The 26,754-nt window shown below is 42.8% G+C and carries 28 protein-coding genes, 1 tRNA gene and 2 pseudogenes; 26 read left to right on the top strand and 5 right to left on the bottom strand.

From position 1 onward, the window contains the following. The first annotated feature begins 182 nt into the window (after positions 1–182). Positions 183–1,103: an ABC transporter substrate-binding protein gene (locus tag KQI91_RS15475; RefSeq protein WP_216393631.1), complete on the top strand. Its 921-nt coding sequence runs from the start codon at positions 183–185 to the stop codon at positions 1,101–1,103. A 22-nt stretch (positions 1,104–1,125) separates the two neighbouring features. Here the strand turns inward: KQI91_RS15475 and bioB are convergent, their stop codons facing one another. After that, on the bottom strand, positions 1,126–2,097 hold the full coding sequence (bioB, locus tag KQI91_RS15470) for a biotin synthase BioB (protein ID WP_216393630.1): 972 nt from the start codon (positions 2,095–2,097) through the stop codon (positions 1,126–1,128). A 202-nt stretch (positions 2,098–2,299) separates the two neighbouring features. Here bioB and KQI91_RS15465 point away from each other — a divergent pair, with 202 nt between their 5' ends. The 11 genes and pseudogenes from KQI91_RS15465 (at position 2,300) to KQI91_RS15415 (ending at position 6,986) form a co-directional block, all read left to right on the top strand. Beyond that, positions 2,300–2,569, top strand: coding sequence for a TnpV protein (locus KQI91_RS15465; RefSeq protein ID WP_216393639.1), 270 nt, complete (start codon positions 2,300–2,302; stop codon positions 2,567–2,569). A 95-nt stretch (positions 2,570–2,664) separates the two neighbouring features. After that, entirely contained in the window at positions 2,665–2,973 is a 309-nt protein-coding gene (locus tag KQI91_RS15460) for a type II toxin-antitoxin system RelB/DinJ family antitoxin (protein ID WP_028087852.1), read from the top strand. After that, positions 2,970–3,299, top strand: a complete 330-nt coding sequence (locus tag KQI91_RS15455; protein WP_216393629.1) for a type II toxin-antitoxin system RelE/ParE family toxin — start codon at positions 2,970–2,972, stop codon at positions 3,297–3,299. The genes KQI91_RS15460 and KQI91_RS15455 overlap by 4 nt, the downstream gene beginning before the upstream one ends. A gap of 81 nt (positions 3,300–3,380) precedes the next feature. Continuing rightward, positions 3,381–3,626 carry a hypothetical protein gene (locus KQI91_RS15450; RefSeq protein WP_253288649.1) on the top strand — a complete coding sequence of 82 codons (246 nt, stop codon included), beginning with the start codon at positions 3,381–3,383 and terminating at the stop codon, positions 3,624–3,626. A gap of 83 nt (positions 3,627–3,709) precedes the next feature. Next, positions 3,710–3,886 (top strand): annotated as a pseudogene (locus KQI91_RS15445) (antirestriction protein ArdA); the annotation flags it as partial. Next, a pseudogene (locus KQI91_RS15440) lies at positions 3,885–4,145 on the top strand (tyrosine-type recombinase/integrase); the annotation flags it as partial. The pseudogenes KQI91_RS15445 and KQI91_RS15440, both read left to right, overlap by 2 nt. Positions 4,146–4,466: 321 nt before the next feature. Further along, the gene (locus tag KQI91_RS15435; protein ID WP_216393628.1) at positions 4,467–4,925 is read left to right on the top strand and encodes an Hsp20/alpha crystallin family protein; all 459 of its coding nucleotides are present in this window, start codon (positions 4,467–4,469) and stop codon (positions 4,923–4,925) included. A gap of 81 nt (positions 4,926–5,006) precedes the next feature. Then, complete coding sequence (locus tag KQI91_RS15430) at positions 5,007–5,459, top strand: Hsp20/alpha crystallin family protein (RefSeq protein ID WP_072522282.1); 453 nt, start codon at positions 5,007–5,009, stop codon at positions 5,457–5,459. A 153-nt stretch (positions 5,460–5,612) separates the two neighbouring features. Then, entirely contained in the window at positions 5,613–6,326 is a 714-nt protein-coding gene (locus KQI91_RS15425; RefSeq protein WP_216393627.1) for a YczE/YyaS/YitT family protein, read from the top strand. A gap of 100 nt (positions 6,327–6,426) precedes the next feature. Continuing rightward, positions 6,427–6,497 (top strand) — tRNA-Gly (locus KQI91_RS15420). A gap of 108 nt (positions 6,498–6,605) precedes the next feature. Then, positions 6,606–6,986, top strand: a complete 381-nt coding sequence (locus KQI91_RS15415; protein ID WP_022213540.1) for a VOC family protein — start codon at positions 6,606–6,608, stop codon at positions 6,984–6,986. Between the two features lie 149 nt (positions 6,987–7,135). Here the strand turns inward: KQI91_RS15415 and thrH are convergent, their stop codons facing one another. Then, the gene (gene thrH, locus KQI91_RS15410) at positions 7,136–7,741 is read right to left on the bottom strand and encodes a bifunctional phosphoserine phosphatase/homoserine phosphotransferase ThrH (RefSeq protein ID WP_216393626.1); all 606 of its coding nucleotides are present in this window, start codon (positions 7,739–7,741) and stop codon (positions 7,136–7,138) included. A gap of 317 nt (positions 7,742–8,058) precedes the next feature. Between thrH and KQI91_RS15405 the strand changes: the two genes are divergently transcribed. From KQI91_RS15405 to feoB, 3 genes are all read left to right on the top strand, one after another. Next, the gene (locus KQI91_RS15405; RefSeq protein ID WP_216393625.1) at positions 8,059–8,928 is read left to right on the top strand and encodes a DMT family transporter; all 870 of its coding nucleotides are present in this window, start codon (positions 8,059–8,061) and stop codon (positions 8,926–8,928) included. A 38-nt stretch (positions 8,929–8,966) separates the two neighbouring features. Then, positions 8,967–10,124 (top strand): FprA family A-type flavoprotein, encoded by a 1,158-nt coding sequence (locus tag KQI91_RS15400; RefSeq protein WP_216393638.1) that lies wholly within the window; start codon positions 8,967–8,969, stop codon positions 10,122–10,124. A gap of 268 nt (positions 10,125–10,392) precedes the next feature. Then, positions 10,393–12,756: a ferrous iron transport protein B gene (feoB, locus tag KQI91_RS15395; RefSeq protein ID WP_216393624.1), complete on the top strand. Its 2,364-nt coding sequence runs from the start codon at positions 10,393–10,395 to the stop codon at positions 12,754–12,756. Here feoB and KQI91_RS15390 read toward each other — a convergent pair. Continuing rightward, positions 12,729–13,838 (bottom strand): FtsW/RodA/SpoVE family cell cycle protein, encoded by a 1,110-nt coding sequence (locus KQI91_RS15390; RefSeq protein ID WP_216393623.1) that lies wholly within the window; start codon positions 13,836–13,838, stop codon positions 12,729–12,731. The two genes, feoB and KQI91_RS15390, sit on opposite strands and share 28 nt — an antisense overlap. A gap of 121 nt (positions 13,839–13,959) precedes the next feature. Here KQI91_RS15390 and mscL point away from each other — a divergent pair, with 121 nt between their 5' ends. From mscL to spoIIID, 8 genes are all read left to right on the top strand, one after another. After that, on the top strand, positions 13,960–14,370 hold the full coding sequence (mscL, locus tag KQI91_RS15385) for a large conductance mechanosensitive channel protein MscL (RefSeq protein WP_216393622.1): 411 nt from the start codon (positions 13,960–13,962) through the stop codon (positions 14,368–14,370). 83 nt (positions 14,371–14,453) lie between these two features. Continuing rightward, positions 14,454–15,137, top strand: a complete 684-nt coding sequence (locus tag KQI91_RS15380) for a DNA alkylation repair protein (protein ID WP_216393621.1) — start codon at positions 14,454–14,456, stop codon at positions 15,135–15,137. A gap of 88 nt (positions 15,138–15,225) precedes the next feature. Further along, complete coding sequence (locus tag KQI91_RS15375) at positions 15,226–16,218, top strand: aldo/keto reductase (RefSeq protein ID WP_216393620.1); 993 nt, start codon at positions 15,226–15,228, stop codon at positions 16,216–16,218. A 219-nt stretch (positions 16,219–16,437) separates the two neighbouring features. Next, entirely contained in the window at positions 16,438–17,892 is a 1,455-nt protein-coding gene (locus KQI91_RS15370; protein WP_216393619.1) for an ethanolamine ammonia-lyase reactivating factor EutA, read from the top strand. Positions 17,893–17,901: 9 nt separating this feature from the next. Continuing rightward, the gene (locus KQI91_RS15365) at positions 17,902–19,272 is read left to right on the top strand and encodes an ethanolamine ammonia-lyase subunit EutB (protein ID WP_216393618.1); all 1,371 of its coding nucleotides are present in this window, start codon (positions 17,902–17,904) and stop codon (positions 19,270–19,272) included. 58 nt (positions 19,273–19,330) lie between these two features. After that, positions 19,331–20,110, top strand: a complete 780-nt coding sequence (gene eutC, locus KQI91_RS15360) for an ethanolamine ammonia-lyase subunit EutC (RefSeq protein WP_216393617.1) — start codon at positions 19,331–19,333, stop codon at positions 20,108–20,110. A gap of 133 nt (positions 20,111–20,243) precedes the next feature. Next, entirely contained in the window at positions 20,244–21,722 is a 1,479-nt protein-coding gene (locus KQI91_RS15355; protein ID WP_253288648.1) for an APC family permease, read from the top strand. Between the two features lie 89 nt (positions 21,723–21,811). After that, the gene (gene spoIIID, locus KQI91_RS15350) at positions 21,812–22,066 is read left to right on the top strand and encodes a sporulation transcriptional regulator SpoIIID (protein ID WP_216393616.1); all 255 of its coding nucleotides are present in this window, start codon (positions 21,812–21,814) and stop codon (positions 22,064–22,066) included. 36 nt (positions 22,067–22,102) lie between these two features. Here spoIIID and KQI91_RS15345 read toward each other — a convergent pair whose 3' ends face one another. After that, positions 22,103–23,191: a pyridoxal phosphate-dependent aminotransferase gene (locus KQI91_RS15345; protein WP_216393615.1), complete on the bottom strand. Its 1,089-nt coding sequence runs from the start codon at positions 23,189–23,191 to the stop codon at positions 22,103–22,105. 199 nt (positions 23,192–23,390) lie between these two features. Between KQI91_RS15345 and KQI91_RS15340 the strand changes: the two genes are divergently transcribed. The 3 genes from KQI91_RS15340 to KQI91_RS15330 all read left to right on the top strand — a co-directional run bounded on the left by KQI91_RS15340 (position 23,391) and on the right by KQI91_RS15330 (position 25,074). After that, positions 23,391–23,642 (top strand): kinase, encoded by a 252-nt coding sequence (locus tag KQI91_RS15340; protein ID WP_216393614.1) that lies wholly within the window; start codon positions 23,391–23,393, stop codon positions 23,640–23,642. 16 nt (positions 23,643–23,658) lie between these two features. Further along, complete coding sequence (locus KQI91_RS15335) at positions 23,659–24,222, top strand: GNAT family N-acetyltransferase (protein ID WP_216393613.1); 564 nt, start codon at positions 23,659–23,661, stop codon at positions 24,220–24,222. A 93-nt stretch (positions 24,223–24,315) separates the two neighbouring features. Beyond that, positions 24,316–25,074, top strand: coding sequence for a sulfite exporter TauE/SafE family protein (locus tag KQI91_RS15330; RefSeq protein WP_330654601.1), 759 nt, complete (start codon positions 24,316–24,318; stop codon positions 25,072–25,074). Positions 25,075–25,096: 22 nt separating this feature from the next. Here KQI91_RS15330 and KQI91_RS15325 read toward each other — a convergent pair whose 3' ends face one another. Then, positions 25,097–26,650: a CDP-glycerol glycerophosphotransferase family protein gene (locus KQI91_RS15325; RefSeq protein WP_216393612.1), complete on the bottom strand. Its 1,554-nt coding sequence runs from the start codon at positions 26,648–26,650 to the stop codon at positions 25,097–25,099. Positions 26,651–26,754: the final 104 nt, after the last annotated feature.

Raw genomic sequence — 26,754 nt, 5'->3', positions numbered from 1 at the left:
TTTTACCCGTTCTGCAAATATCATAGACGTTACCTCCTAAAATGTATTACATTCAAGGGGCTTCGCCGCAAATTTTCAGATATTTGTCAAGTGTTTTTTAGAAAAAGTTACAAAAAAAGAGCAAGGTACATATTTCTATCTACCTTGCTCTGGAAGAAGTAGCTCTTTAATGCCTTAACTAAATGACATTGGCTGATCAGCTGCTTCCGGCAGTCCGCTCCAGTCTGACAGTGGATGGAAAACTGGTGGCATTCCCGTGGGAATATGTCGCTTATGGTCTGATCGTCAATAATGACATTCTGAAAGAACATGACCTTGAAATGCCGGATACTCCGGAAGAATTTCTTGCCTGCTGTGAGAAGCTGAAGGCTGATGGCATGGAGACACCAATGGCGGCAAACCGCTGGTGGCTGGAATGCTTTGTTCTGACACAGGGATTTGCGGATTTTTATCAGTCTGATGATACAGATCAGTTGATCGCTGACCTGAATGATGGCACTACGAAGATGAGTGAATATATGCGTCCGGGATTTGAGTTCCTGAAAACCTGCATTGACAATGGATATATCAATGCAGAACAGGCTCTGGAATATGAAGCCTTTATGGAAAGAGATGCTTTCCTTGGCGGAGAGTCTGCTTTTATGGTCAGCTTTACCGGTGCTGTAACCGGAGAGGGACGTAAGCTGAATAATTATGATTTTGACCTCCATGTGACTGGTCTGCCAACAGACAACGGTCAGGTGGCCCTTGTAAATGCGACAGGCATGATTGTTCCTGCCGATGATGCACATCTGGATGATACGAAGCGGGCGATCTCTGCTCTGGGATCTGCGGAAAGTGTCCGCCGTTATTGTGAAAGAGGAGGAAACTTCCCGAGTCGATCCGACGTGACGACCACGATGGAGAGCAAACCTGCGGTTGCAGATTTTGTAGATGATATTGATGCCGGCCGTACTGTTTCTTCTACAAATCCATCGATCAATATGGAACTGTGGGGAAATACCTGTGAGGTTGTCCGTGACCTGCTTGGCGGTCAGTCTGTAGATGAATGTATGGATACTATCGATCAGCTTCAGGCTGATGCAAATGCGGCGGCGAAGTAATCATCCTTGTAAAGTCTGGCAGTTATGCGGATTCAATCTCATAGGTAAATCCTGCATCCGTGATAGTTTTCAGAGTATCTTCGATTCCCTGACCGCCTTCTGTCAGATAACCTGAGGCAAAGATAGAATCAACCACACTGAGCAGTTTCTTTTCTTCTCCTTTAAAGTATACTTCTCTTCCGGCGGCACAGCGGATATCTGCTTTTGGCACAAGAAGTCTTGCAAGACAGAGGACTTTCATGCAGTATTCGGTTGTCAGAACGGAGATATCAGCGTCGCCAAGAGGGGTTCCTTTGATCGGCAGGAGGAAGTTGATCGGCAGTGCTTCCGGCTGGATTTCACGCAGTTCGAGAAGCATGTCAACTACATCTTCCTTACTTTCGCCCATGCCAATGATCCCGCCGCTGCAGATTTCGAATCCAAGTCCCTGAAGCATGTGGATATTCTGCACGCGCTGTTCAAAAGTGTGTGTACTGCAGATGTTATGATAATAGGAACGACTGCTGTTCAGATTGTGATTTATTCGGTCCAGACCGGCTTCTTTGAGCATTCTGGCCTGTTTTTCTGTCAGAAAACCGATGGAGCAGCAGAGATGCGTTCCGTGCTCTTTCATCTTACGGATCCGGCGGGCAAGTTCTTCGATTTCTTTATCTGTAAATTTCATACCGCTCAGACCGATGCAGTGTCTGGATAAATGATAATCGTTTACGAAGTCATTATCCTGGTACAGCTTATCTTCATCTACCCATTTGTATTTATCAATATTTGCAGTGGAGCGACATGACTGTGCACAGTAAGCACAATCCTGGGAACAGTTTCCGCTGCGGGCATTGGTAAGAATATGAATGCTTACACGGTTTCCCTTATATTGATATCGTAAACTCTTCGCACGCTCGATCAGTGCATCCAGTTCTTCGTCAGGAGTATTCAAAATGGCGATCGCATCTTCTCTGGAAAGAGCAGATGCATCTTTTTCATATAATTCGGAATTCATAAATTTTCCTTTCCTTTGTCACAGGCAGACCCCATTGCCTTCAGGCACGGGGAGAAAGCCTCTTGATTTTTTTGTATGGATATCACTTTAACATATAAAAGCGCAAATTGTCAACCAGGCAATAAAAAAGGTTTACAATTTGTTGATTTATAGGCTTTCCGGGGCATCAGTCATTTTGTCTGGTATTGTAAAGCAGTGTCCTATTTATATAACGTATACGAATGTAAATGGATACCTGATTCCGAATTTTCCTTATAAATCCGGTGAACAGATGGAGCAGCCTGGTAAGTATGGATTCTTACGCAGAGATTATCTGAAGAGTCATAAAAATTCTCTGTATCAGGTCATGCTTCTGCAGGACACTATTGGAGAACATCTTCTGGAAGTGGACAAGGTAGCCAGAAAAGCAGTTCAATCATTTCAGGATCATCTCGTCCGGCGTAAAAGCCGTATTGTTACAGTTATTCAATAAGGTTATTGGAACGTAAAATTAGTATTGCTATTGTGCGGACATTTGCATATAATAAAGATAGATGGAAACACTACTCACGAAAGGAGATGTTTTATATGGCTACAAAATCAGCAAATTTATATGCAAGGATTGAACCAGATGTCAAAGAAAAAGCAGAAAGTATCCTGTCTACACTTGGTATCCCTGCTTCCAGTGCTATCAATATGTTTTACAAACAGATTATCTTACAGAGAGGACTTCCGTTTGAAGTAAAAATACCATCTGCCAGACCTGTTGACATCAGCACATTATCAGAAGCAGAGTTCAATGAAGAATTGGAGAAAGGATATGCAGATATGCAAGCTGGACGGACAAAAAATGCGAAGAAAGCCTTTGCTGACATTCGCAAGGATTATGGCTTATGATATATGAAGTAGAAGTATCCGAACAGGTTGACAGTGATTTGAGAGGGATTTTTGAATATATTGCTTTTGAATTACAATCGCCGGAAAATGCAAGCGGACAGCTTGACCGTCTGGAAGAACAGATATTAAGTCTGGATACGATGCCGGAGCGTTATCGAAAATATGAAAAAGAACCGTGGAAAAGCCGTGGACTTCGTGTATTACCAGTAGATAATTATGTGGTACTTTATATTCCGGACAGCGATAAAAAAGTTGTAACAATACTTAGAGTAATGTATGCCGGACGGGACATAGACAATCAGTTAAATCTCCACACAAAGCAATAAAGGATATGATTTAAAGCAGTCTTTCATTTATGATCGACTGTTTTTTTCATGCTCAAAATTAGAAGAAAGGACTGAATTACGATGGAAGAATGTAGCGTATTGATTGAAACGACCAAATCAGCAGAGGATAAAACCTCTCGCTGGTTTGATTTACCCATTGATTCTGAGCTGTTCCGTGACCTGCTCGGTGTGGGAGTAGACAGTGACGATTATCAAATCACAGATATGAAGCTCCCCTTTGCTGGCGATATTGTAAGGACAACTTCTGTCAGACGATTAAACAAGCTGTACTTTGCCTATACGGATTTATCGCCAGAAGTTCAGTAAGCTTATAAAGAGTTGATTCCCTATTGTGGCGGTGTTTCTTATGGCAGATTTTATGAATACAACCGAAAGGAAGTGAACCGCTTATGATTGATGATATGCAAGTCTATATAGCCAATCTTGGCAAGTACAATGATGGAGAACTGGTCGGGGACTGGCTCTCTTTTCCGTTGGACGAAGAAGTGATTGCAGAACGTATCGGCTTAAATGCAGAGTACGAAGAATACGCAATCCATGATACGGACAACTTCCCGATGGAGATTAGACGCATATAACAAAAAAGAAGTTCAAATTGCAAAGACTGAACATAGAAATGCTGAATTGTTACCAAAGGTATCCGCTCACATTATGCGACATACGGCTTGTACCAGAATGGCAGAAAAGAGAATAGACGAAAAAGTTCTTCAATATATTATGGGACACGCCCACATAGACGTAACAATGGACGTATACAACCATGTAAGTGAAATGTCCAGAATCGAGAGTGAAATTACAGGACTGGAAAACATAGTAAATAGCTGACACCCAAAAAATAAAAATTGGTGTCAAATTGGTGTCAAACCACTAAAAACACCAAAAAAGGGAAAAAATAACAAAAGTCAAAGATGCCGCAAAGCCAGTAAAATCAAGGTGTTGCTGGAAAGTTCACAAAGAGTTCACAAAATAATTAGCACTCACCTCTTGACAGTGCTAACAACAAGTGTTATATTACAACTAGAACAAAGGAAGAGGGATAAAGAGATAAGAAGATTGAAGAAAATCTCTTAGATGTCTTTCTACCGACCGAGTTCAGTACTTAATATTTAGTTGATATAGATTATAGAGAAAAAGGAGAGATGACTTATGTTAATGCCTAGTATTTTTGGAGAAAGTTTATTTGATGATTTCTTTACACCGTTCTATTACGATGACAAAGATGGGAAGAAAGCAGAGAAGAAGCTGTACGGACACAGAGCACAGAACCTTCTGAAAACAGATATCAAAGAAACCAAAGAGGGTTACGAACTGGTAATTGATGTACCTGGATTCAAGAAAGATGAAGTTAAGGTAGCATTGAAAGATGGTTATCTGACCGTCAGCGCAGCCAAAGGCCTTGATGAAGAACAGGATGACAAGAAGACAGGACGTTACATCAGACGTGAACGTTATGCAGGAGCATGCGAGAGAAGCTTTTATGTAGGTGAAGATGTTACACAGGAAGACATTAAAGGTGAATACAAACACGGTATCCTGAAACTGTTTGTTCCGAAAAAAGAAGCAAAACCAGTTTCCAATGATCCGAAATATATTACCATTGAATAATGAAGAAAGATGATTTGAAAAACAACAGTTGAAAGACTTTTATATAAATTATTTGTTTGTCATGAAAAGGAGAGATGACTTATGTTAATGCCTAGTATTTTTGGAGAAAACTTATTTGATGATGATTGGATGAACTTCCCGTTTAACGATGAGTTTTGGGGCAAGAAGAATCCACTTTATGGTAAACATGCACAGAACATGATGAAAACAGATATCCGTGAAACAGATGGCAGCTATGAACTGGATGTCGATCTTCCGGGATTTAAGAAAGATGAGATCAAGGTTCAGCTGAAAGATGGTTATCTGACACTGGCAGCAGCCAAAGGTCTTGACAAAGATGAGAAAGATAAGGAAGGCAACTACATCAGACGTGAACGTTATGCAGGAACCTTAAGCAGAAGCTTCTATGTTGGTGATGCAGTCAGCGAGGAAGATATCCACGCGAAATATGAAGACGGTATTCTGAAACTTTCTGTTCCGAAGAAAGCACCGAAAGCCGTTGAGAAGAATGGTTACATCGCAATCGAAGGTTAAACCTCCATTGCTTATTCTCCCCCCATATATATGGCCGGGATCCGAAAGGATCCCGGTTTTTTTGTCTATAGACAGGTTACCGCATATATCATCTTTGTTTGATATATGCGGGATTTTGTGCTAAGATAATCCCCGGAAAGTGAGAGGATATAAATGAAAAAGAGTTCAACTTTACGGGTGATTTTCTACGTTGTGGGGCTTCTTGTCCTGGCGTTGGGAATCATTCTGAATACGAAATCAGGGCTTGGCGTTTCGCCGATCATCTCGGTATCTTATAGTATTTCTACTATATGGAATTTCAATTTTGGCAACATGACATTTGTACTGTATACAGTTTTTGTGATTGTGGAAATGATCCTGCATACGATCTGGAATCGCAGGGAGGCGGCGAAGGAAAGCACAGCATTAAAACCAGCGGCGAGGAAATCACTTCCTCTTATCCTTGGAATGGATCTTCTGCAGCTTCCGCTGAGTCTGATCTTTACCAGATTTATGAATCTGTTTTCTGCGTGGATCCCGGCACCATCACATGGATTTGCTTCACAGCTTCTTGTTCTGGCAGGAGGCATTATCTGCACAGGAATCGGAGCGGCAATGTCTCTGAATATGCGCATCATTCCAAATCCAGGCGACGGTATCGTACAGGCGATCGCGGACTTTATCCACAAACCGGTTGGTTTTACCAAGAACTGTTTTGACCTTTTTAACATCTGTATTACCATCAGTGTGGGAATAATTTTTGCACATAAGCTGGTTGGAGTGGGGATTGGAACCGTTGTTGCGGTACTTGGCGTTGGACGTGTGATCGCGTTGTTTAATCATCTGTTCATGAAGAAGATGACCGAGGCGGCAGGTGTAGAGTATTAAAAACACAAACAATATATACAAATACAAAAATATAAAAAATTTTTAAAATTCTGCTTGCATTTTCTGTAAAATATGGTATTATAGTAAATGCATTACAGATGCGGGTGTAGTTCAATGGTAGAACACCAGCCTTCCAAGCTGGATACGTGGGTTCGATTCCCATCACCCGCTTTTTTTGTTGCGATAAAGCACTGGTTTTTTATAAATCGGTGCTTTTTGTATATTGGAAAAAGATAGTAATAACTGTTAATATGAAGAAAAAACAAAGGAGCAATCGGGATGAAAGACTATGCAACAGGAATCCAGCACGTAGGAATTCCTACGAAAGATATGGATGCAACAAAAAAGTTTTATGAGGATCTTGGATTTGAGGCTGCGTTTGAGACAGTGAATGACGGCGCGAGGGTGTGTTTTCTCAAAATGCACAATCTGGTTATGGAAGTTTATGAGTCGGAGGATGCAGCTGGAAAAATCGGTGCCATTGAGCATGTTGCGATCGATGTCACAGATATTGAGCAGGTTTATAAGGAAATCTGCGATAAAAATATGAATACACTGCAGGACGAGATTCATTTTCTTCCATTCTGGGATAATGGTGTCCGTTTCTTCACGATCAAAGGACCGAATGAAGAGAAAATAGAATTCAGCCAGTTTCTGTAAGATCTACAGAATTGGACAAATATGAAATACGAAACGAAAACTCCCAGGTGGATCGCTAACCTCTGTATATGAGGGGACGATCCGTCGGGGAGTTTATTATTGCATTGGAATCAAAAAGACACCAGTTGTGTATTTATTGATTGATAGAATTATCTTTCGATCACTTTCCTGATCGCATCATACAGCTCATCATAAGTCTCGTATGCCGGGATTTCCGGGTATTCGGATTTGATGGCATCGGTGCTCTTGAACAGGAAGCCTGCTTTGCTTGCCTGGATCATGCCGAGGTCGTTGTGACTGTCGCCGCTGGCGATGGTGTCGTAGCCGATGGACTGCAGGGCTTTGACTGTCGTGTATTTGGATTTTTCACAGCGCATCTTGAAGTCTGTGATCTCGCCGTTGTCTGCTACAACGAGAGAGTTGCAGAAGATAGTCGGGTAGCCGAGTTTTTTCATCAGAGGTCCTGCGAACTGAGAAAAGGTATCGCTGATGATGATCACCTGTGTCATTTCTCTGAGCTTGTCGAGGAATTCTTTTGCGCCCGGAAGCGGATCAATCCTGGAAATTGTTTCCTGAATCTCTTTCAGTCCAAGATTGTGCTCTTTCAGAATATTGAGACGGTATTTCATTAATTTGTCGTAGTCCGGCTCATCTCTTGTTGTTCTCTTTAATTCCGGGATACCGGTTTCCTCTGCGAATGCGATCCAGATTTCAGGTACCAGTACGCCCTCAAGGTCTAAACAAACAATTTCCATAATAAATTTCCTCCGTTCTGAGGCGGCTTTAGTACTGTAGCAAAGTGCCGCGTCTCTCTAAGTGTGTGTTCAGCTATCATTATAACGGAAAGAATTCGAAACTTCCATATAAAATTTGCGAAAACCGAATTCCTTCTATAATATATTGTGTGTGTGGAAGCTGTAAACAGTTAGCTATTGTATCTGCCTGTGGGTTGGTGCTATGATAGACAGGAACACATATAATACAAAGGGTTCATATCACGAAAGATATGATATAGATAATAAACTACGATTTATCTATTTGTAAAAATATTAGGAGGTCTGAAAAATTTAAAATGAAACAGGAAAATTATATAAAGGGAATGACAATGATCATTCTGTCCGCTTTTTTCTTCGCGTGTATGAATGTGAGTGTGCGCCTGGCCGGCGATCTTCCGTCGGTGCAGAAAAGCTTTTTCCGTAATCTGGTAGCAGCAGTTTTTGCAGCGATCATTCTGAGTAAAGACCATATTGTTCCGAAAGTACAGAAACAGTACTGGGGATCGCTTTTTCTCCGTTGTGCATTTGGCACACTTGGAATTCTCTGCAATTTTTACGCAATTGATCACCTTCTGGTTGCAGATGCATCGATTCTGAACAAACTGTCGCCGTTTTTTGCAATTATCTTTTCTTTTCTGATTTTGAAAGAAAAGATCACACCAGTACAGGGGGCATGTGTACTTCTGGCATTTATCGGATGCCTGTTCGTTGTAAAGCCGGGATTTCAGAATGCGGCATTGATTCCTGCACTGATCGGTGTCTGCGGTGGTCTTGGAGCAGGAATTGCATATACAATGGTACGTGTTCTTGGAACACATGGAATCAAAGGTCCTATCATTGTGTTTTATTTTTCCATGTTTTCCTGCCTGTTTGTACTGCCATATCTGATCTTTCATTATACACCTATGACAGGAAAGCAGCTTGCAACACTTCTGATGGCGGGCCTGTTTGCTGCCGGCGGTCAGTTTACGATTACTGCGGCATACACGTATGCACCGGCGGGGAAGATTTCAATTTTTGATTATTCGCAGATCATATTTGCAACACTTCTTGGATTTTTCCTGTTTGGAGAGATTCCGGATACGTACAGTTTTATCGGATATGGACTGATCATTCTTGCATCTCTGGGAATGTTCGTTTACAATATGAAAGTAGCAAAGAAATAATAAAGAAAACCAGACCAATGAGGAGGTAAATGGCAACAATGAAAATTGGAAATGATATTTATTATGTAGGTGTAAATGACCATCAGGTAGACTTATTCGAGGGACAGTATGATGTACCGAACGGTATGTCTTACAACTCTTATGTGATCATGGATGAAAAGATCGCAGTTATGGATACAGTAGATGGTAATTTTACAGAAGAATGGCTCGGAAATGTGGCTAAAGTACTTGATGGTGCAAAGCCGGATTATCTGGTTGTACAGCACATGGAACCTGACCATGCTGCCAACATCGAAAATTTTGTCAAAGCATATCCGGATGTGACAGTTGTAGCTAATACCAAGACATTTACCATGATGGAAAACTTCTTCAGAGGCATGGATCTGGGAGATAAGAAACTGGTAGTGGCAAATGGTGAGAGCCTGACACTTGGCAGACATGTGCTGACATTTGTATTTGCACCGATGGTTCACTGGCCGGAAGTTATGGTGACTTATGACAGCACAGATAAAGTTCTGTTTTCAGCAGATGGATTTGGTAAATTCGGTGCTCTTGATGTAGAAGAGGACTGGGACTGCGAAGCACGCCGTTATTACATTGGTATCGTTGGAAAATACGGTCCGCAGGTTCAGAAACTCCTCAAAGCTGCAGCAACTCTGGATATTCAGACAATCTGCCCGCTTCATGGACCGATCCTGACAGAGAATCTGGGACATTACATTGAGAAATATGACATCTGGTCATCTTATAAAGTAGAGAGTGAAGGTGTTGTGATCGCTTACTCATCTGTATATGGAAATACAAAAAAAGCAGTCGAAGTTCTGGCTCAGAAGCTGGAAGAAAAAGGATGCCCGAAGGTTACTGTATTTGACCTTGCAAGAGATGACATGGCAGAAGCGGTCGAGGATGCTTTCCGCTATGGTAAGCTGGTTCTTGCAACCATTACATACAACGCAGATATCTTCCCGTTCATGAAGACATATATTGATCATCTGACAGAGAGAAATTATCAGAACCGTACCATCGGTCTCATTGAAAACGGAAGCTGGGCTCCGAACGCTGCCAAAGTTATGAAGGCAGAGTTTGAAAAGAGCAAAAACATCACCTGGCTGGATACAACAGTCAAGATCATGTCTTCCTTAAGCGATGAAAATATGAAAGAACTTGATCAGATGGCAGAGGAACTGTGCAAATAAGATTTTTTTGATAAAAAGCATTCTGGAAAAGAAATTACTTATTTCTGACAGATAAAATCAGATCAGATGCAATATGAAATCCCTGTGGGCTATGAAATCTGGAAAAATATCCGGAGATCATATCCTGACAGGGATTTTTTATGCCTGGTTTTATGTTCGATCACAGAAAACTATTGACAAAAATTCTCATTTACATTAGGGTTAGTTCATACGTACTTAATGATAAAAAGTATCAACAAAGAACGGGAAAGATAAGAGGAAATCGTACATGACAACATTACGCGAATTACCGATCGGGAAAACTGCGACGATACGCTCTGTTGGTGGTGAGGGTGCTCTGAGACAGCATTTCCTGGATATGGGGCTGATTCCGAAGGGCGAAGTGACCATGGTGAAATATGCACCGATGGGAGACCCTATGGAGCTTCGTATCCACAGCTATGAACTGACACTGCGTCTGGCAGATGCAGAGAAGATTGAGATAGAAAATATCCGTGATGCGGCAAAGAATACGGAGAGTAAAGCAGCACGGAAACAGGATGGGGCGATGGGGATTCCACATCCGGGCATCGGCGAAGGTGGCAAATACCATACAAAAGAAAATGAGCATCCATTACCGGATCATGAGATACTGACATTTGCACTTGCAGGAAATCAGAACTGTGGCAAGACTACTTTGTTTAATCAGCTGACTGGTTCCAGTCAGCATGTTGGAAACTTTCCGGGAGTTACGGTAGACAGAAAAGACGGAAATATCCGTGGCAGGAGCAATACTCTTGTGACAGATCTTCCGGGTATTTATTCGATGTCGCCATATTCCAGTGAAGAGATCGTGACAAGAAATTTCGTACTGGATGAGCATCCGAAGGGAATCATCAACATTGTAGATGCGACAAATATAGAGAGAAATCTGTATCTGACCATGCAGCTGATGGAGCTGGATATCCCGATGGTCCTGGCACTGAATATGATGGATGAGGTTCGGGAAAACGGCGGTTCCATTCTGGTGAACCAGATGGAGGAGATGCTTGGAATTCCGGTTATTCCGATTTCGGCAGCCAAAAACGAAGGAATTGACGAACTGGTGCATCATGCGATCCATGTGGCGAAATATCAGGAACCACCACGAGCAATTGATTTCTGTGATGTCAATGAAGATGGTGGAGCTGTGCACAGATGTCTGCATGCGATCATGCATCTGATCGAAGACCATGCAAAAGCAGCCGGCATTCCGGTACGTTTTGCGGCAGCGAAGCTTGCAGAGGGGGATTCTCTGATCATGGAAAGTCTGAAACTGGATCAGAATGAGAAAGAGACTCTGGAGCATATCATCAAACAGATGGAGAAGGAACGTGGACTGGACAGAGCGGCGGCAATCGCACATATGCGTTTTGATTTTATTGAAAAAGTCTGTGATGAGACGGTCGTGAAACCAAAAGAAAGCAAAGAGCACCTTCGAAGTGTGAAGATTGATAAGATCCTTACTGGCAAGTATACAGCAATCCCGTGTTTTGTCGGAATCATGGGACTTGTATTTTTCCTGACGTTCAGTGTGATCGGCGCTTTTTTGCAGAATGTTCTGGATATGGGAATCACGGCATTGGGTAATATCGTGGATAACTGGATGACAGCAGCGGGCGTCAATGATGTGTTGCATTCGCTGGTTATGGATGGAGTATTTAATGGCGTCGGAAGTGTATTAAGTTTCCTTCCGGTAATTGTAACGTTATTTTTCTTTCTGTCGCTTCTGGAAGACAGCGGATATATGGCACGAGTTGCTTTTGTGATGGATAAACTGCTTCGAAAGATCGGACTTTCCGGAAGAAGTATTGTGCCGATGCTTGTGGGATTCGGATGTACGGTTCCGGGTGTTATGGCGAGCCGCACACTTCCGTCGGAGCGTGACCGTAAGATGACGATTCTGCTGACACCATTTATGAGCTGTTCGGCAAAACTTCCAATCTATGCATTTTTTACCGCGGCATTTTTCCCGAAACATGGGGCAATCGTGATGATTGCACTGTATTTTGGTGGAATCATCATGGGAATCCTGATGGCGCTTCTGATGAGAAATACATTGTTCAGCGGCGAGGCAGTACCGTTTGTTATGGAATTGCCGAATTATCGTATGCCGGGGGCAAAAAACGTAGGGCATCTGCTCTGGGACAAAGCAAAAGATTTTCTGCAGAGAGCGTTTACAGTAATCTTTATGGCAACTCTGGTAATCTGGTTTTTGCAGACGTTTAATTCTCATCTGAGTATTGTGACAGATTCTAAGGACAGTATTCTTGCAATGGTGGCCAGTGTGATCGCGCCGATCTTTAAACCGATGGGATATGGCGACTGGAGAATCTCTACAGCGCTGATCACTGGTTTTATGGCAAAAGAAAGTGTAGTATCAACTCTGTCCATTCTGTTTGGAAATACGGCGACATTGCTTGGCAGCATTACACCGCTTTCGGCACTCAGTCTTCTGGCTTTTTGCCTGCTGTATACGCCATGTGTGGCGGCAATCGCTTCAATCAAAAGAGAACTTGGTGGAAAATGGGCGATTTTTGTTGTGTTGGCACAGTGTGTGATCGCATGGCTGGTTTCTTTCGCAGTTTATCTGGTGGGCGGCCTGTTTTTCTGACGGCTGACATTCAGTGCCAGCCCCATTTCACCGAGCAGAAATACGATGGAAGTACCTCCGTAGCTGATAAATGGGAGCGTGATTCCGGTATTTGGAATGGTGTTGGTGACAACGGCAATGTTCAGGATAACCTGGATGGCAAGGTGCCCCATGATTCCGGCAGCCAGAAGCGCTCCGGAAAGTTCCTGGCAGTGCATGGAGATGACGCAGAGCCTCCAAAGTAAAAGTGCAAAAATGAGGATAAGGATAATGGCACCAGCCAGACCCATTTCTTCACAGATAATCGAAAAGATCATATCATTCTGGGCTTCGGGAACGAAGCCCAGTTTTTGTATGCTGTTGCCAAGACCTCTGCCAAAAAGTCCTCCGCTTCCGATTGCATAAAGTCCCTGGATCGTCTGAAAGCCTTTTTCATATTTTTCAGGATCACGCCAGATTGCAAGGCGTTCCAGACGATAACTTTCGGCAGCAAGAAAGATGGCGATAAAACCAATGCCTGAGCCACCCAGAGCTACAAATTGCATATAACGTGGACTGGCGGCAAAGATCAGAATGACACCGATTCCGAGAATGATGATGGCAGTACTTAAGTTGTTGGAGCCAACCAGCCCGACGATGGGAAGGAGTGTCAGCATAGTACGGCACATGAACCAGAATCCATCGGTTCTTTTACGGGCTTTTTCAATTTGCCAGGTCAGAAAAAGAACGACAGCAACCTTGGCGAATTCAGAAGGCTGAAAGGAAAGGGGACCAAGATTCAGCCAACGCCTGGAACCGTTGATTTCCTGACCGAAAAGAAGAACAGCGGTGGACAGCAGCATGGAAAGCAGGTATGCAGCCGGTGCAAGCCGGACAAAAAAGTGATAATCGATGGTGGAGACCAGATACATCGTGCCAAGTCCGAGGGAGGTGGCGAAAAGCTGTTTTTTAAAATAATAAGCAGAGTCATGGAAGCGTACTCTGCCATTATATTCGCTGGCACTGAGGAGGATAAGCAATCCGAAAGCAGCCAGGATAAGGACGAGTGTCAGCATAAGGGAATCCGACTTTGAGAGAAATTTGTCTTGTTTGTCCCGTAACATGGCAGACTCCACAGGCTTTTAGTTAAAGGTATAAAGAAAACACAGAAATTATGCATGAAGGATTGTACAAAATGGGCAGTGTGTTATAATTTGTAGTATCAAATGAAGGGGGATACGAAGGATGAAAAAGTTCATAGAAGAATTTAAGGCTTTTGCACTCCGTGGAAATGTGATGGATATGGCAGTTGGTGTAATTATCGGTGGTGCTTTTTCTGGGATCGTAACGTCATTGACCGATAACTTTATCAATCCAATCCTGAATGTTCTGACGGGCGGTGCTACATATTCTTTGGCTGATGTTGCGGGATTTGCATCGTCATTCCTTTCGGCGGTTGTAAATTTCATTATCATGGCTTTTATTCTTTTCTGTCTGCTGAAGGCAATCAATAAGCTGACAGGGCTTACAAAGAAACCGGAAGAGCCGGCTGAACCAGAGACAAAGATCTGTCCATACTGCCAGAGTGAGATCAGCATCAAGGCAACCAGATGTCCGCACTGTACATCCATTCTGGAAGAAACAAAGGCAGAATAAGAAGAATACTCAGATTACAAAAAACTCTGTACAGGTAAAATGCACAGAGTTTTTTGAAAATGTATGGAAAATGAGGGAAATTTATGTTTGGTATAGAAGAACTGGAGAAACAGCTGTTTGAACTGCAGGACCTGAAATACCGGGATTTTCACAGTAAACTGTTACCGGGAATTGATAAAGAAACGATCATTGGAATCCGTACACCGATTCTCCGGAAATTTACAAAAGAATTTGTAAAAACACCGGAAGCAGACCTTTTTCTTTGTGACCTGCCACATCGTTATTACGAAGAAAATAATATGCATATGATGATCGTAAGCTGGATCCGAGATTATGAGAAGTGTCTGGCAGAGGTAAAAAGATTTCTGCCGTATGTGAATAACTGGGCAACCTGTGACCTTCCGGCACCAAAATGTTTTTCAAAGCATAAAGAAGAGCTGCTTACGGAGATTAAAAGCTGGATTGCATCCGGAGAAACCTATACAGTTCGATATGGAATTGGTATGCTGATGAGTTTTTATCTGGATGATGATTTCAGACCGGAATATCTGAAAATGGCAGCAGATATTCATTCAGACGAGTATTATGTAAATATGATGATCGCATGGTATCTGGCAACTGCACTGGCGAAACAGTGGGATGCGACAATCCCATATCTCGAAGAACGCCGACTGCCGGAGTGGGTACATCGTAAGACCATCCAGAAGGCGGTGGAAAGTTATCGGATCACACCGGAACAAAAAGTGTATTTAAGAAGTTTGCGGTGAAAGTTGAGTGAAAATTCTTGACTTCAAGTATACTTGAAGTGTTAATCTTTGTATAAAGAAGCAAACTATATTTTGGGAGGAAACGAATATGTATACTGCATCAAAAGAGAGATATACAACTATGGAGTACGCTCACTGTGGAAACAGCGGACTGATGCTGCCGAAGGTGTCACTGGGGTTGTGGCATAATTTTGGTGATACAGCAAATTTTGAAAATATGAGAAAGCTTTGTTTTACTGCGTTTGATAACGGAATCACACAGTTTGACCTGGCAAATAATTATGGTCCGGAACCGGGAAGTGCTGAGAAAAATTTTGGACGTATCCTGAAAGAAGACTTAGGGGTATACCGTGATGAGCTGATTATCACAACAAAAGCCGGATATGAGATGTGGGATGGCCCTTATGGAAACTGGGGAAGTCGTAAATACCTTCTTGCAAGCCTGGACCAGAGTCTGAAGCGTATGGGACTGGACTATGTGGATATTTTTTATCACCACAGAATGGATCCGGATACACCACTGGAAGAGACAATGGGAGCTTTGGCAAGTGCTGTACAGAGTGGCAAGGCAATCTATGTCGGACTTTCCAACTACGATGGAGCGACATTGAGAAAAGCAACCGCGATCCTGGAAGATCTGCATTGTCCGTTTGTGATCAACCAGAACCGTTATTCCATTTTTGACCGAACCGTGGAGAAAAACGGACTGAAAGAAACAACCGGTGAACTCAAGAAAGGTCTGATCACGTTCAGTCCGCTGGCACAGGGACAGCTTACAGACCGGTATTTGCATGGAATTCCTGAGGATAGTCGTATCCGTACCGATGGCAGATTTCTCAAAGAAAGCATTCTCGATGAGCACAGACTTGACCAGATCCGTAAACTGAACGATCTGGCTGCACAGCGTGGTGAGAAGCTGGCAGATATGGCTCTTGCATGGCTTCTGCAGCAGAAAGAAGTCACCAGTGTTCTGATCGGTGCATCCAAGCCACAGCAGATTCTGGATAACATAAAAGCAATTGCCAGTGCACCTCTTACGGAAGAAGAGTTGAAACTGATCGATGAGATCTCATTAAATTAAAAGAAAATTTGATAAAAATCATATTGAACTAAATTTTGTACAATCATACAAATATAATGAAAATTTCTGAAATTACGAATAAATTTTGTTAAAAAGTTGAATTGTACAATAAAAAACTCCGTGCTATAATGCAATCAATTTCAAACAAGCGAAGTGCAAAGGGGCATCAACAAAGGTTGGTGCTCCTTTTTTCTTTATTGTTTCATGGAGATGAAAGATATGCAGACAGAAGAAATCTTAAGTGCAGGAATTGATATCGGGACATCAACGACGCAGCTGGTGTTCAGCAGGATGGTTCTTCAGAATACAGGAGGATTCGGCAAGATACCACAGATCAGGGTGGTTTCCAAAGAGGTGATTTACAGAAGTCAGGTGTATTTTACTCCGTTGCTTTCCAGAGAGGAAATTGACGGAAAATGGGTAGACCAGATCATTAAAAAGGAATACAGAAAAGCCGGAATCAAACCGACAGATCTTTCAACAGGAGCAGTGATCATAACAGGAGAGACTTCCCGAAAGAAAAACGCAGAAGACGTAGTGGAAGCGATTGCAGATGTGGCGGGAGATTTTGTAATGGCAACTGCCGGGGCGGATCTGGAATCAGTACTTGCGGGAAAAGGTGCCGGTGCAGCGGAACTTTCACGAAAAACCGAAAAGGTTGTTGCAAATCTGGATATTGGCGGTGGAACAACAAATATCTGTCTGTTTGAAAATGGAAATGTCCTTGATACAGCGTGTTTTGACATTGGTGGAAGACTGGTAAAGATAAGTGATGGAAAAATAACTTATATAGCACCGAAGATCAGCTGGCTGTCCGAAAAGCTTGGGTTGGAAATTACAGAAGGTCAGAAAGCAGATGTTCAGAAGCTGAAGATTCTCACAGATGCTATGGCAGAAATCCTGGCGAAGGCAATGGGGCTGGAGGATAAAGAGGAAGGCAGTTCAGATATTGATAGAGCAAATGTTTATATCGAAAAGATGAAAACAAACCATGGTATTACCTGTGAGAAGAGACCGGAGTTGTTTACTTTTTCGGGCGGTGTGGCATCCTGTTTTGAAGAAATCGGAGATATTTTTCGATACGGTGATATAGGAGTACTGCTTGCACAGTCTATTCTGGAAAGTGATTTTTTTCAACAGGGGAATGTTCGCAAGGCAAAAGAAACGATGCGGGCAACAGTGATCGGGGCCGGAAATTACAGCATGAATATTTCCGGAAGCACGATCGAGTACACAGAGGATACTTTTCCACTGAAAAATATTCCGGTCGTGAAGCTGAATCTGGAGCAGGAAACAGACATTACAGATCTCGATGAGAAACTTCACCGGGCAATGCAGATCTATCACGAAAGCCGGGGCGAAGGCAGGCAGATCGCACTTGCGATGAAAGGGCTGAAATGTCCGACTTTTGCACAGATACAGGAAATTGCAGAAAAACTTGCGGCGCAGTATGAAAAAGAAAACAGTCCGGATAATGCCCTGATCATCGTACTGGAAGAAGATATAGGAAAAGCACTTGGGCAGGCACTTCATCACAGGATAAAGAATCGGAGAAAAATTATCTGTATTGATGGAATCTATTGCGAGAGCGGCGATTTTATTGATCTGGGAGAGCCGATCGTATCGGGAAAAGTTATTCCGGTCATTGTGAAGACACTAATATTTAACGGGTAGGTGCAGAATATGATTTTGAAGACTTCTATGTTGGGCCAGGTATATGAATTTAAAGATGTCAAAGATGTTCTGGCGAAAGCAAGTGAGAAAAAATCCGGTGATGAGCTGGCTGGTGTGGCAGCGGAAAGCAAACTTCAGAGGATTGCGGCAAAAGAAGTGCTTGGACAGCTTACGGTAGAGGATTTAAGAGAAAATCCTGCAGTTCCGTATGAGGAAGATTCTGTTACAAGAATTATTCAGGATGATATAGATGAAGAAGTTTATAAGGAAATTAAAGGAAAAACCATCCAGGAGATGAGGGAATGGATACTGGATGATGAGACAGACAGCGACAAGATCATGAGAGCCAGCAAGGGCATGACAAGTGAAGTGATCGCAGGTATCTCAAAGATCATGGGAAATATGGATCTGATTCTTGCCGGAAGTAAAATGCGTATCACAGCCACCTGTAATACAACGATCGGTACGGAAAATGTTCTGGCAGCAAGACTTCAGCCAAATCATCCGGTCGATGATGTGGAAGGCGTGACGGCAAGTACGCTGGAAGGATTGAGTTATGGTTCCGGTGATGCAGTGATTGGTCTGAATCCGGCAATTGATACTGTTGACAGTACGCTTGCCATCTGGAAAACACTTGGAGATATCCGGGATAAATATGAGATTCCGACACAGACCTGTGTGTTATCACATGTGACAACACAGATGGAGGCATTGCGAAGCGGACAGGGAAGTGCAGATCTCTGCTTTCAGTCTATTGCGGGATCAGAAGCAGCGCTATCTGCTTTTGGCGTAACGACAGAAATGTTGGAAGAGGCAGAGTTGTTATTCAGAGAAAAAGGGCATGCAAAAGGTCCGAATGTCATGTATTTTGAAACAGGACAGGGATCGGAACTTTCTTCTTCAGCGGCATTTGGAGCGGATCAGCAGACCATGGAGTGTCGGTGCTACGGACTGGCAAGGCATTATCATCCATTTCTGGTAAATACCGTCGTTGGCTTTATGGGACCGGAATACATTTATGATACCAAGCAGTTGACAAGGGCAGCACTGGAAGATGTGTTCTGTGGACATCTGCACGGACTTCCGATGGGATGTGATGTCTGCTATACGAATCATATGCCGACAGATCAGAATGATTCGGAAACCATTCTTACATTGCTTGGAACGGCGGGCGTTCACTATGTGATGGGGCTTCCACAGGCAGATGATATTATGCTGATGTACCAGTCAACCAGTTATCACGATGTGGCGAGTGTCAGACAGCTTCTGAAAAAGCAGCCAATCCCGGAATTCAGACAGTGGTTGGAAAAATGGGGATTTTGGGAAAACGGACATCTTGGAAAGAATGCCGGTGATCCATCTGTATTTTTTACCAGATAAAAGCAGATAGATCCATCGTTGAATTTTGAAAATATCGGAAGTACAGGAGGGAAGAGTAATGAGCACAGCAGAATGTCTTCGGGATATTATGGAAACGGATATTATGGATTATATGCATGTCGATCATCCATATAATGAGAAAGAACTGTGGAAGATGAAACATGCGACTCCGGCAAGGATTGGAATCGGACATTGCGGACCAAGATATACAACGGAAGCAGAGCTTCGTTTTCTGGCTTCGCATGCAGCGGCAAATGATGCTGTTTACAATGAAGTTCCGAAAGAGACGGTCAGAAAACTGGGAGTTTTTGAAGTGCAGACGAAATGTGCTGATAAAAATGAGATGCTTCTGAGACCGGACTGGGGAAGAGTTTTTCTTCCGGATGCACAGAAAAAGATTTCCGAAAATTGTATACATCATCCACAGGTGCAGATTTATTTTGGTGATGGACTCTGTTCACCGTCCATAGAGGCAAATATCCCAGATCTTTTTCCTACGATCAAAATGGGTTTGGAGGATAAAGGAATCACCGTCGGAACACCGTTTTTTGTCAGGTACTGCAGAGTCAATACAGCAAGAACCATCGGACCGCTGCTTGATGCAAAAGTGACTTGTGTATTGATCGGAGAACGACCTGGACTTCTTACCTCAGAAAGTATGTCGGCATATATCGCCTATAATGCAAGACCGGATATGCTGGAATCAGAGTATACGGTAGTTTCAAATATCAGCAGACATGGAATTCCACCGGTAGAGGCAGCAGCCCATATCGTGGATCTGATTGCTCAGATACTTGAGAAAAAGAAAAGTGGTGTAGAATTCAGCAATGCGAGTTAAAAAATAAAGAATATATATAAAAACTGCAATGGAGCATGGGAATGAAAAATTCCAGGCTCCGTTTTTTTATAAATCTGTAATTGACCGGGTAACAGTCAGTTACAAAAATAACGCGGAAAGAGGAGTGGTTATTATGGAAAACAAAGAAACACAGCTTGTCAGAGCACTTGGATTAAAGGAATCCATCAGTATGACGATCGGAACGGTCGTAGGTGTCGGATTATTTACCTGCGGTTCTTCACAGATCGGTCATGTAGGATCATGGATCATTGTCATCACATTCTTATCCTTGCTGATCTCAATCTGGCCATGTCTGATCTATGGTGAAATGTCAGCAGCACTGCCTTGTGCAGGTGGTACATACAATTATGCAAAACGTGGACTGAACAGAGTCTGGGCAAACCTGGCAGGATGGCATTATATTATTTCAGTAGTTGGAATCGGTGCCGGTGAGACGCTGGCTTTTGCGAACTACTTTAAGATCCTTTTCGGACAGTTTGGAATCAATCTGGATGGTGTAGATTCCCGTATTATTGCAATCATTCTGGTACTGTTTTTCCTGGTACTGAACTTCAAAGGAATTGAGATGTCCGGTAAAGCTCAGACAGGATTCATCTTTTTCTTCTGGGGCTGTGCGATTGCATGGTTCCTGTATATGATCCCGAAGATTCATCTGGAATATTTCGGTGGGATCGCCATGGATTCCCTGCCGCCTTTCAAAGAACTGATGTATATCTTTGGTCTTGTATGGTGGTGCTACACAGGTTTTGAAACATGTGTATCTATGGGAGCTGAAACAAAATATCCACAGTATACACTTCCGAGAGCTTTAAAAGTATCTGTATTCCTTGTATTTGTATGCAATGCATTATTCCAGTGGTTCCTGGTAGGTCTGGTGCCTCACGAGTTTTATCCGTTGCTTGCAGTTGCGGATGCACCTTATGCAGAAGGTCTGAAAGCTGCGGGACTGATTGGATTCCCGATCATCCTTCTTTGCATTGGTATTGCATTTGGCGGCGATTTATCTACGATTAACCCTGGTATTGCAGCACCGGCAAGATATATTTATACAATGGCAGAAGATAAATCCCTTCCTTCTTTCTTCTGCAAAGTACACCCGAAATACAAAACACCATATACTGCAGTTGCAGCAGTTGGTATCATCAACATTATCCTGATCGCAACAGGTTCCATTGATTATATTGCATCTGTATCATTGATCTCCCTGGCACTTTGTTATATTATCGGATGCCTGGCATACCTGGGGCTGAAAAAACATTATCCGGATATGCACAGACCATATGTGGCTCCTGGTGGAAAACTGGGCTGTTATTTCACGATCGTTGTGTATATCTTCATGCTGATCTTTGCAGACAGAGCAGCCCTGCTCACATCAGCAGTCGTAACAGTTGCGGCAATTATTTACTGGGCAATCTTTACCAGAAAACATGAGAACAAGATTCCAACGATCGAAGAAGAAATTGGTGTTCTCGAAGAGCCATCTCCGGAAGAAAAGGCAAAGATGGACAAAGAGTACAACATCTGGAAGATCGGAACAGTCATTGCAACGATCATTGCACTTGGAATTTATATTATTCCGGTGATCTTTTAGAAGCTGAGCCGGTGATAAACAATAAGTAAGACATACCACAAAACTCCTCTGCATACACTGTAAAAACGGTGTCTTCGGGGGAGTTTTCTTTGAGAGATTATATCGAAGAGCGTGCAGTGGAGATTGCACATTACATAGTGGAAACCAGGGCAACGGTACGACAGACGGCGAAGAAATTTGGAATCAGCAAGAGCACGGTGCATAAGGATGTGACAGACCGGCTCATCCAGATCAATCCGGCACTTGCAGGAGAGGCACGCAAGATTCTGGACGTGAATAAAGAAGAACGCCATATCCGTGGTGGACTTGCCACCAGAGAAAAGTACCTGCATATGCACCATTGAATAGTGTAGAGTGAAATAAAAAAAGAAGCAGCTGGATCACAGCTGCTTCAGTACTTCTAATAGCTTTGAGTTGTCTTCCGGCATCATGATGCAAAAACGGACAAATTCTCCATCCAGACACTGGAAGGAAGAACAGTCGCGGATCATCAGGCCTTTTTTGATGCAGGATTCGAATACATCTGCGGAGGTCAGAGCTTCTTTCTGGATCTTCAGAAGGATGAAGTTTGCATATGCCGGGTAAACCTTAAAAGCAGGAATTTTTTTCAGTTCTTTTTCCATCCGCTTACGTTCGCCGAGAATCAGTTCTCTGGTCTTGCGGAAATAGTCGTGGTCGAGGAGCATTTTTTCTCCGGCAAAAGCACCGAGACTGTTCAGGGACCATGGAGTCTGTTTTTCTCTCATTTTGGCGAGAAACTCTCTGTTTCCGGTGATCCCGTAACCGAGACGCATGCCCGGAGCTGCATAAAATTTGGATACACCGCGCAGAACCATCAGATTCGTAAATTCTCTGGTCAGTGGAACGGCTGTCACCGCGTTAATATCCGGTGCAAATTCTACATAAGTTTCGTCGATCATCACAAAAATATTTTTTTCTGCACAGAAGGCAATCAGTTTTCGCAGGTCTTCCTGCACGATTGCGGAGGAGGTCGGATTGTTCGGATTACAGATGATCAGAAAATCATAACCATTTTCCAGTGCCTTGCACAGATCCGTCACATCCAGAGTGAAGTCACGCTCTTCCTGCAGATGATAATATTCCTGCGTGCTGCCGGAAAAAGAAAGTTCCCTGGAATATTCGGAGTAAGTTGGCCCGAGAATCAGAGTATGCTTTGGTGCACGCTCCTGGATCAGCAGAGAGATCAGTTCGCTGGAGCCATTTCCCGGGAGAATGAATTCTGCCGGAATCTGGCAGTATTTGGCAATTGTATTTCTGAGTGAGACATAATCTCTGTCAGGATAAGAAGAAAACAGATCCACGTTTTCGGCAATTGCTTTTTTGACTGAGGTAGAAAGTCCGAGTGGATTGACATTTGCTCCGAATTTTACGATATCTTCTTTATTTAAATGATAATAAGCACAAATCTTTTCTATATCACTTCCGTGAAAAACCATTTTTGTAGTCATTGGTATACACTCCTTTGGTATCATGGATGAGGGATTTTGTTCCCTGTATCTTTATTATAATAAAGCATAAAAGTGATTTTTACAATAGACAACCGACAGGGATGTGTTATACTAAAGAACATGGGTGTTTTAAGAAAAAGTATTCAATAAGAAATTAACAAAATCTGAAATAAGGATCATAAAGGTGAGGGAAACAGATATGAGACTGCAGACGGTACAGGATGCATTAAAACAAAAAAATATCAACTACGAATATACAGAAGAAGATAACTGTGGAAGCCTGGATTTTATGTTTCGCGGGCTTCGTTTTCATGTATGGGAATATCATGATGAGATCTGGGGCGCGGAGACCAATATCTATGAAGCAGGCAGAAGTCAGGATATTGAGGGCGATTATGAGAAAGAAATCGCGACAGAGATTCTGTCCTGGCCGGATATGATCAATAACTAGACGGGAGACTGGTAAGATGAAACTGATGAATATTGCCGATGAAGGTGCACAGTATAAGTGGCAGTTGTACGACTTATATGATAAGGCTTTTCCTGAGCAGGAGAAAAAGCCGGTTCAGGTCATGGAACGTCTGGTTGCTGACGGCAAGATGGAAATGCTTGCAATGGTTGATGAGGATGAATTTGCAGGACTTGCAATCAATCTGATCGATGCAGAGCAGAACAGAGCACTTTTGGATTATTATGCGATTGTACCGGAGAGACGAAACGGTGGATATGGAAGTAAGGGACTTGAGGTTCTGCTGGAACGTTTCAAAGGCCACAAATATATCTTTGAGATTGAGACACAGGATGAAAAGGCTGAGAATGCCGAAGACCGCAGGCGTAGAAAAGCTTTTTATCTGCGAAACGGACTTAAAGAGACAGGCCTGTTTGTGAATGTCTATGATACGGATTTTGAACTCCTTACACCAGACGGGGAGCTGACTTTCTGGGAATATGTGGATTTTCTCAGAGAAGTCATGTATGAGGAGTATGTGGAGATCCTGAGGCCGACACTGGTCGCAATGAAGAAGAAATAGCTGATTTGAGGAAAACATGGATCTGTATCTGCAAGATGCGGATTATGTACAATAAAACAAAAGAAATTGAGGACAGGGAACGTGGGAGAAAAAGTGATATTAGTTTATCTGGTAGTGTGTTTTTTTGTGTTTCTGGCAGGTTTTGTAGATTCGATTGCAGGCGGCGGCGGACTGATCTCGCTTCCGGCATATATGATCGCAGGACTGCCGGTGCATACTGCAATTGCAACAAATAAAATGAGCAGTTTTATGGGAACTTCTGTTTCTACCTATTATTATATGAAGAAAGGTTTTATGAAATGGAAGATCTGTATTCCGGCTATTGTGGGTGCAGTTGTCGGATCATGGATGGGGTCGCATCTGGCACTGCTGATTTCAGACAGAGTTCTGAAGATTGCCATGCTGATCGTTCTTCCGGTGATTTTATTTTATGTTCTGAGGAGCAAGGCACTGAAAGGTGATGATGAAAATGCGACAGATGTCATCAATGGCATGCTTATCTTCAAGTGCGTGATAATTGCAGTGGTCATCGGTGTTTACGATGGAATCTATGGACCGGGGACCGGAACCTTCCTGATGCTTTTGTTTACAGGGTTCTGCCACATGACTCTGAATGATGCCGCAGGAACAACAAAGGCGATCAACCTCACAACGAACATTACGGCACTGGTTGTCTTTCTGATTAATGGAAAAGTGCTCCTGCCGCTTGGAATCGCTGCGGGATGCTGCAACATGGCAGGCAATTATCTTGGAAGCCACAGTTTTACTTCTAATGGACATAAGATCGTGAAACCAGTCATGATCGTGGTGATTGTGATTTTCTTTATCAAAGTAGTTACAGAATTGATTTGACAGCGTATAACGAAAGCCAGGGTTAGAAGCCCTGGCTTTTGATGTATTCGTAGGTTCGCTGGCAGTTGTTGTGATCCTGGTATGAGAAATATTCTTTTCGCATATCGGCATATTTTGATTTTTCGTGAAAATGATTGTTGGCATACTCTTCAATAAACTGAATGAGATCACTCTGATGCATGCACCGGTCGCCAAAAAGATCATGTTCCATATTTATATAACTTCCGTTAGTTTTATTGTACTGTTCGAGATCGAACTGGTAAAACAAAATTGGTTTTTTCATATAATAAGCATCCCAGCAGGCACTTGAATAATCGGTAATCATAAGTGAGCACTTCATGAGCAGCTCATGCAATGGAACTGAGTTGAAAGAAATCAGCTCGATCTGGGAGTCATCTGAATGAAAAGAACTGATAAACTCACGTAGTTTCGGATGAATATAAAAGGCCAGCTTCAGATGATGTCTGCACAGACAGTCCTGAAGTTCCGGATTGTTGAGGAGTCTGGAATAATGCTGATAGTAACTGCTTTGCCGGAAGGTTTCGTCATCCTGTCCTTCCAGCCAGGAACGCCAGGTAGGCATAAGCAGGATGACCGGATGTGCCGGATCGGAAGTGTCCTGAAGTCCGTCCCAGCGAGGAAATCCCAGAACAGGAACCTGTTCAGCAGTATATCCGAAATTGTCTGTGATGATTTTCTGCTCCATTTCAGAAGTTGTAACAAAGTATGATACAGGACTGGATCCTTTTGCACCAAAGAGATGATCGACTTTTTTCATGGCTGTAACACCGTGTTGAAGAAACAACAGTTTTTTACGATTCAATTCCCTGGTGATCGGATTTGGCATAGGTTTCCATGCATAAGCATGATAACGTGCATCAGGGGAAATATACAAATCCGCACAAAGAAGGTACAGAATATGGCGAAAACTCAAAAAAGGAATGATATTTTCGTGATATTTCTGCATATATTCCCACTGGGGCGAAGATTTGTCCAGTATAAAAAAAACATGTTTTTTTTCGTGTTTCATACAGTATTCAAAAAAATAGAAGCCATTTTCCTGGGCGGTAATGCAGTATTTCTCATATACCAGCCAGATATGTTCCTTTTTAAGGAAACGTCCGAAAAGCTTATAAATGATAAATGCAGTCAATTCTTTGATCCGGTGTGAGAGGCGGTCATATTTCTGCCAGTGGCGGCATCGAATGAGCAGTTTATGAGCAGAACCTCCCATAGGAAAATACAGCAGTCCACTGCTTCGGATATAATGCCTTCCGAGTAACAGAGAAAGACGGCACTGGTTACTCAAAGTCGGGGTATAAGAGATTCCAGAGTCTTTATCATAAAGAAAAAATTCCCAGTCTCCCTCATTTGTTTCCAGAGACGATATGTCAATGGAACATTGCAGTGTATCTGTTCCAGATTGTGAAACAGGAAATGCATGTGTATGATCAAGCCAGGCATTGCAGAAATGAGTGCACGCCTGGAGAGTGGAGACGGATCCGGAATGCTTTATTGTGATAAGAAGTGTTTTACGTTTTATCTTAAGTTCAGTAATATAAATCCGTTCTTCCATAAATAACTCCTTGTAAATTTGCTAAGGAAATTATACAAAAGAGAGACTGCATTTGCAAGGGGCAGGATAGTGATTTACGAGCCAGGAAAAAGAACAGATGTGAT

The organism is Blautia sp. MSJ-19 (genome assembly GCF_018918125.1).
Lineage (GTDB): Bacteria > Bacillota > Clostridia > Lachnospirales > Lachnospiraceae > Blautia_A.
Note: the sequence above shows the minus strand (reverse complement) of the source record. Positions and strands in the feature narration are given on the sequence as shown.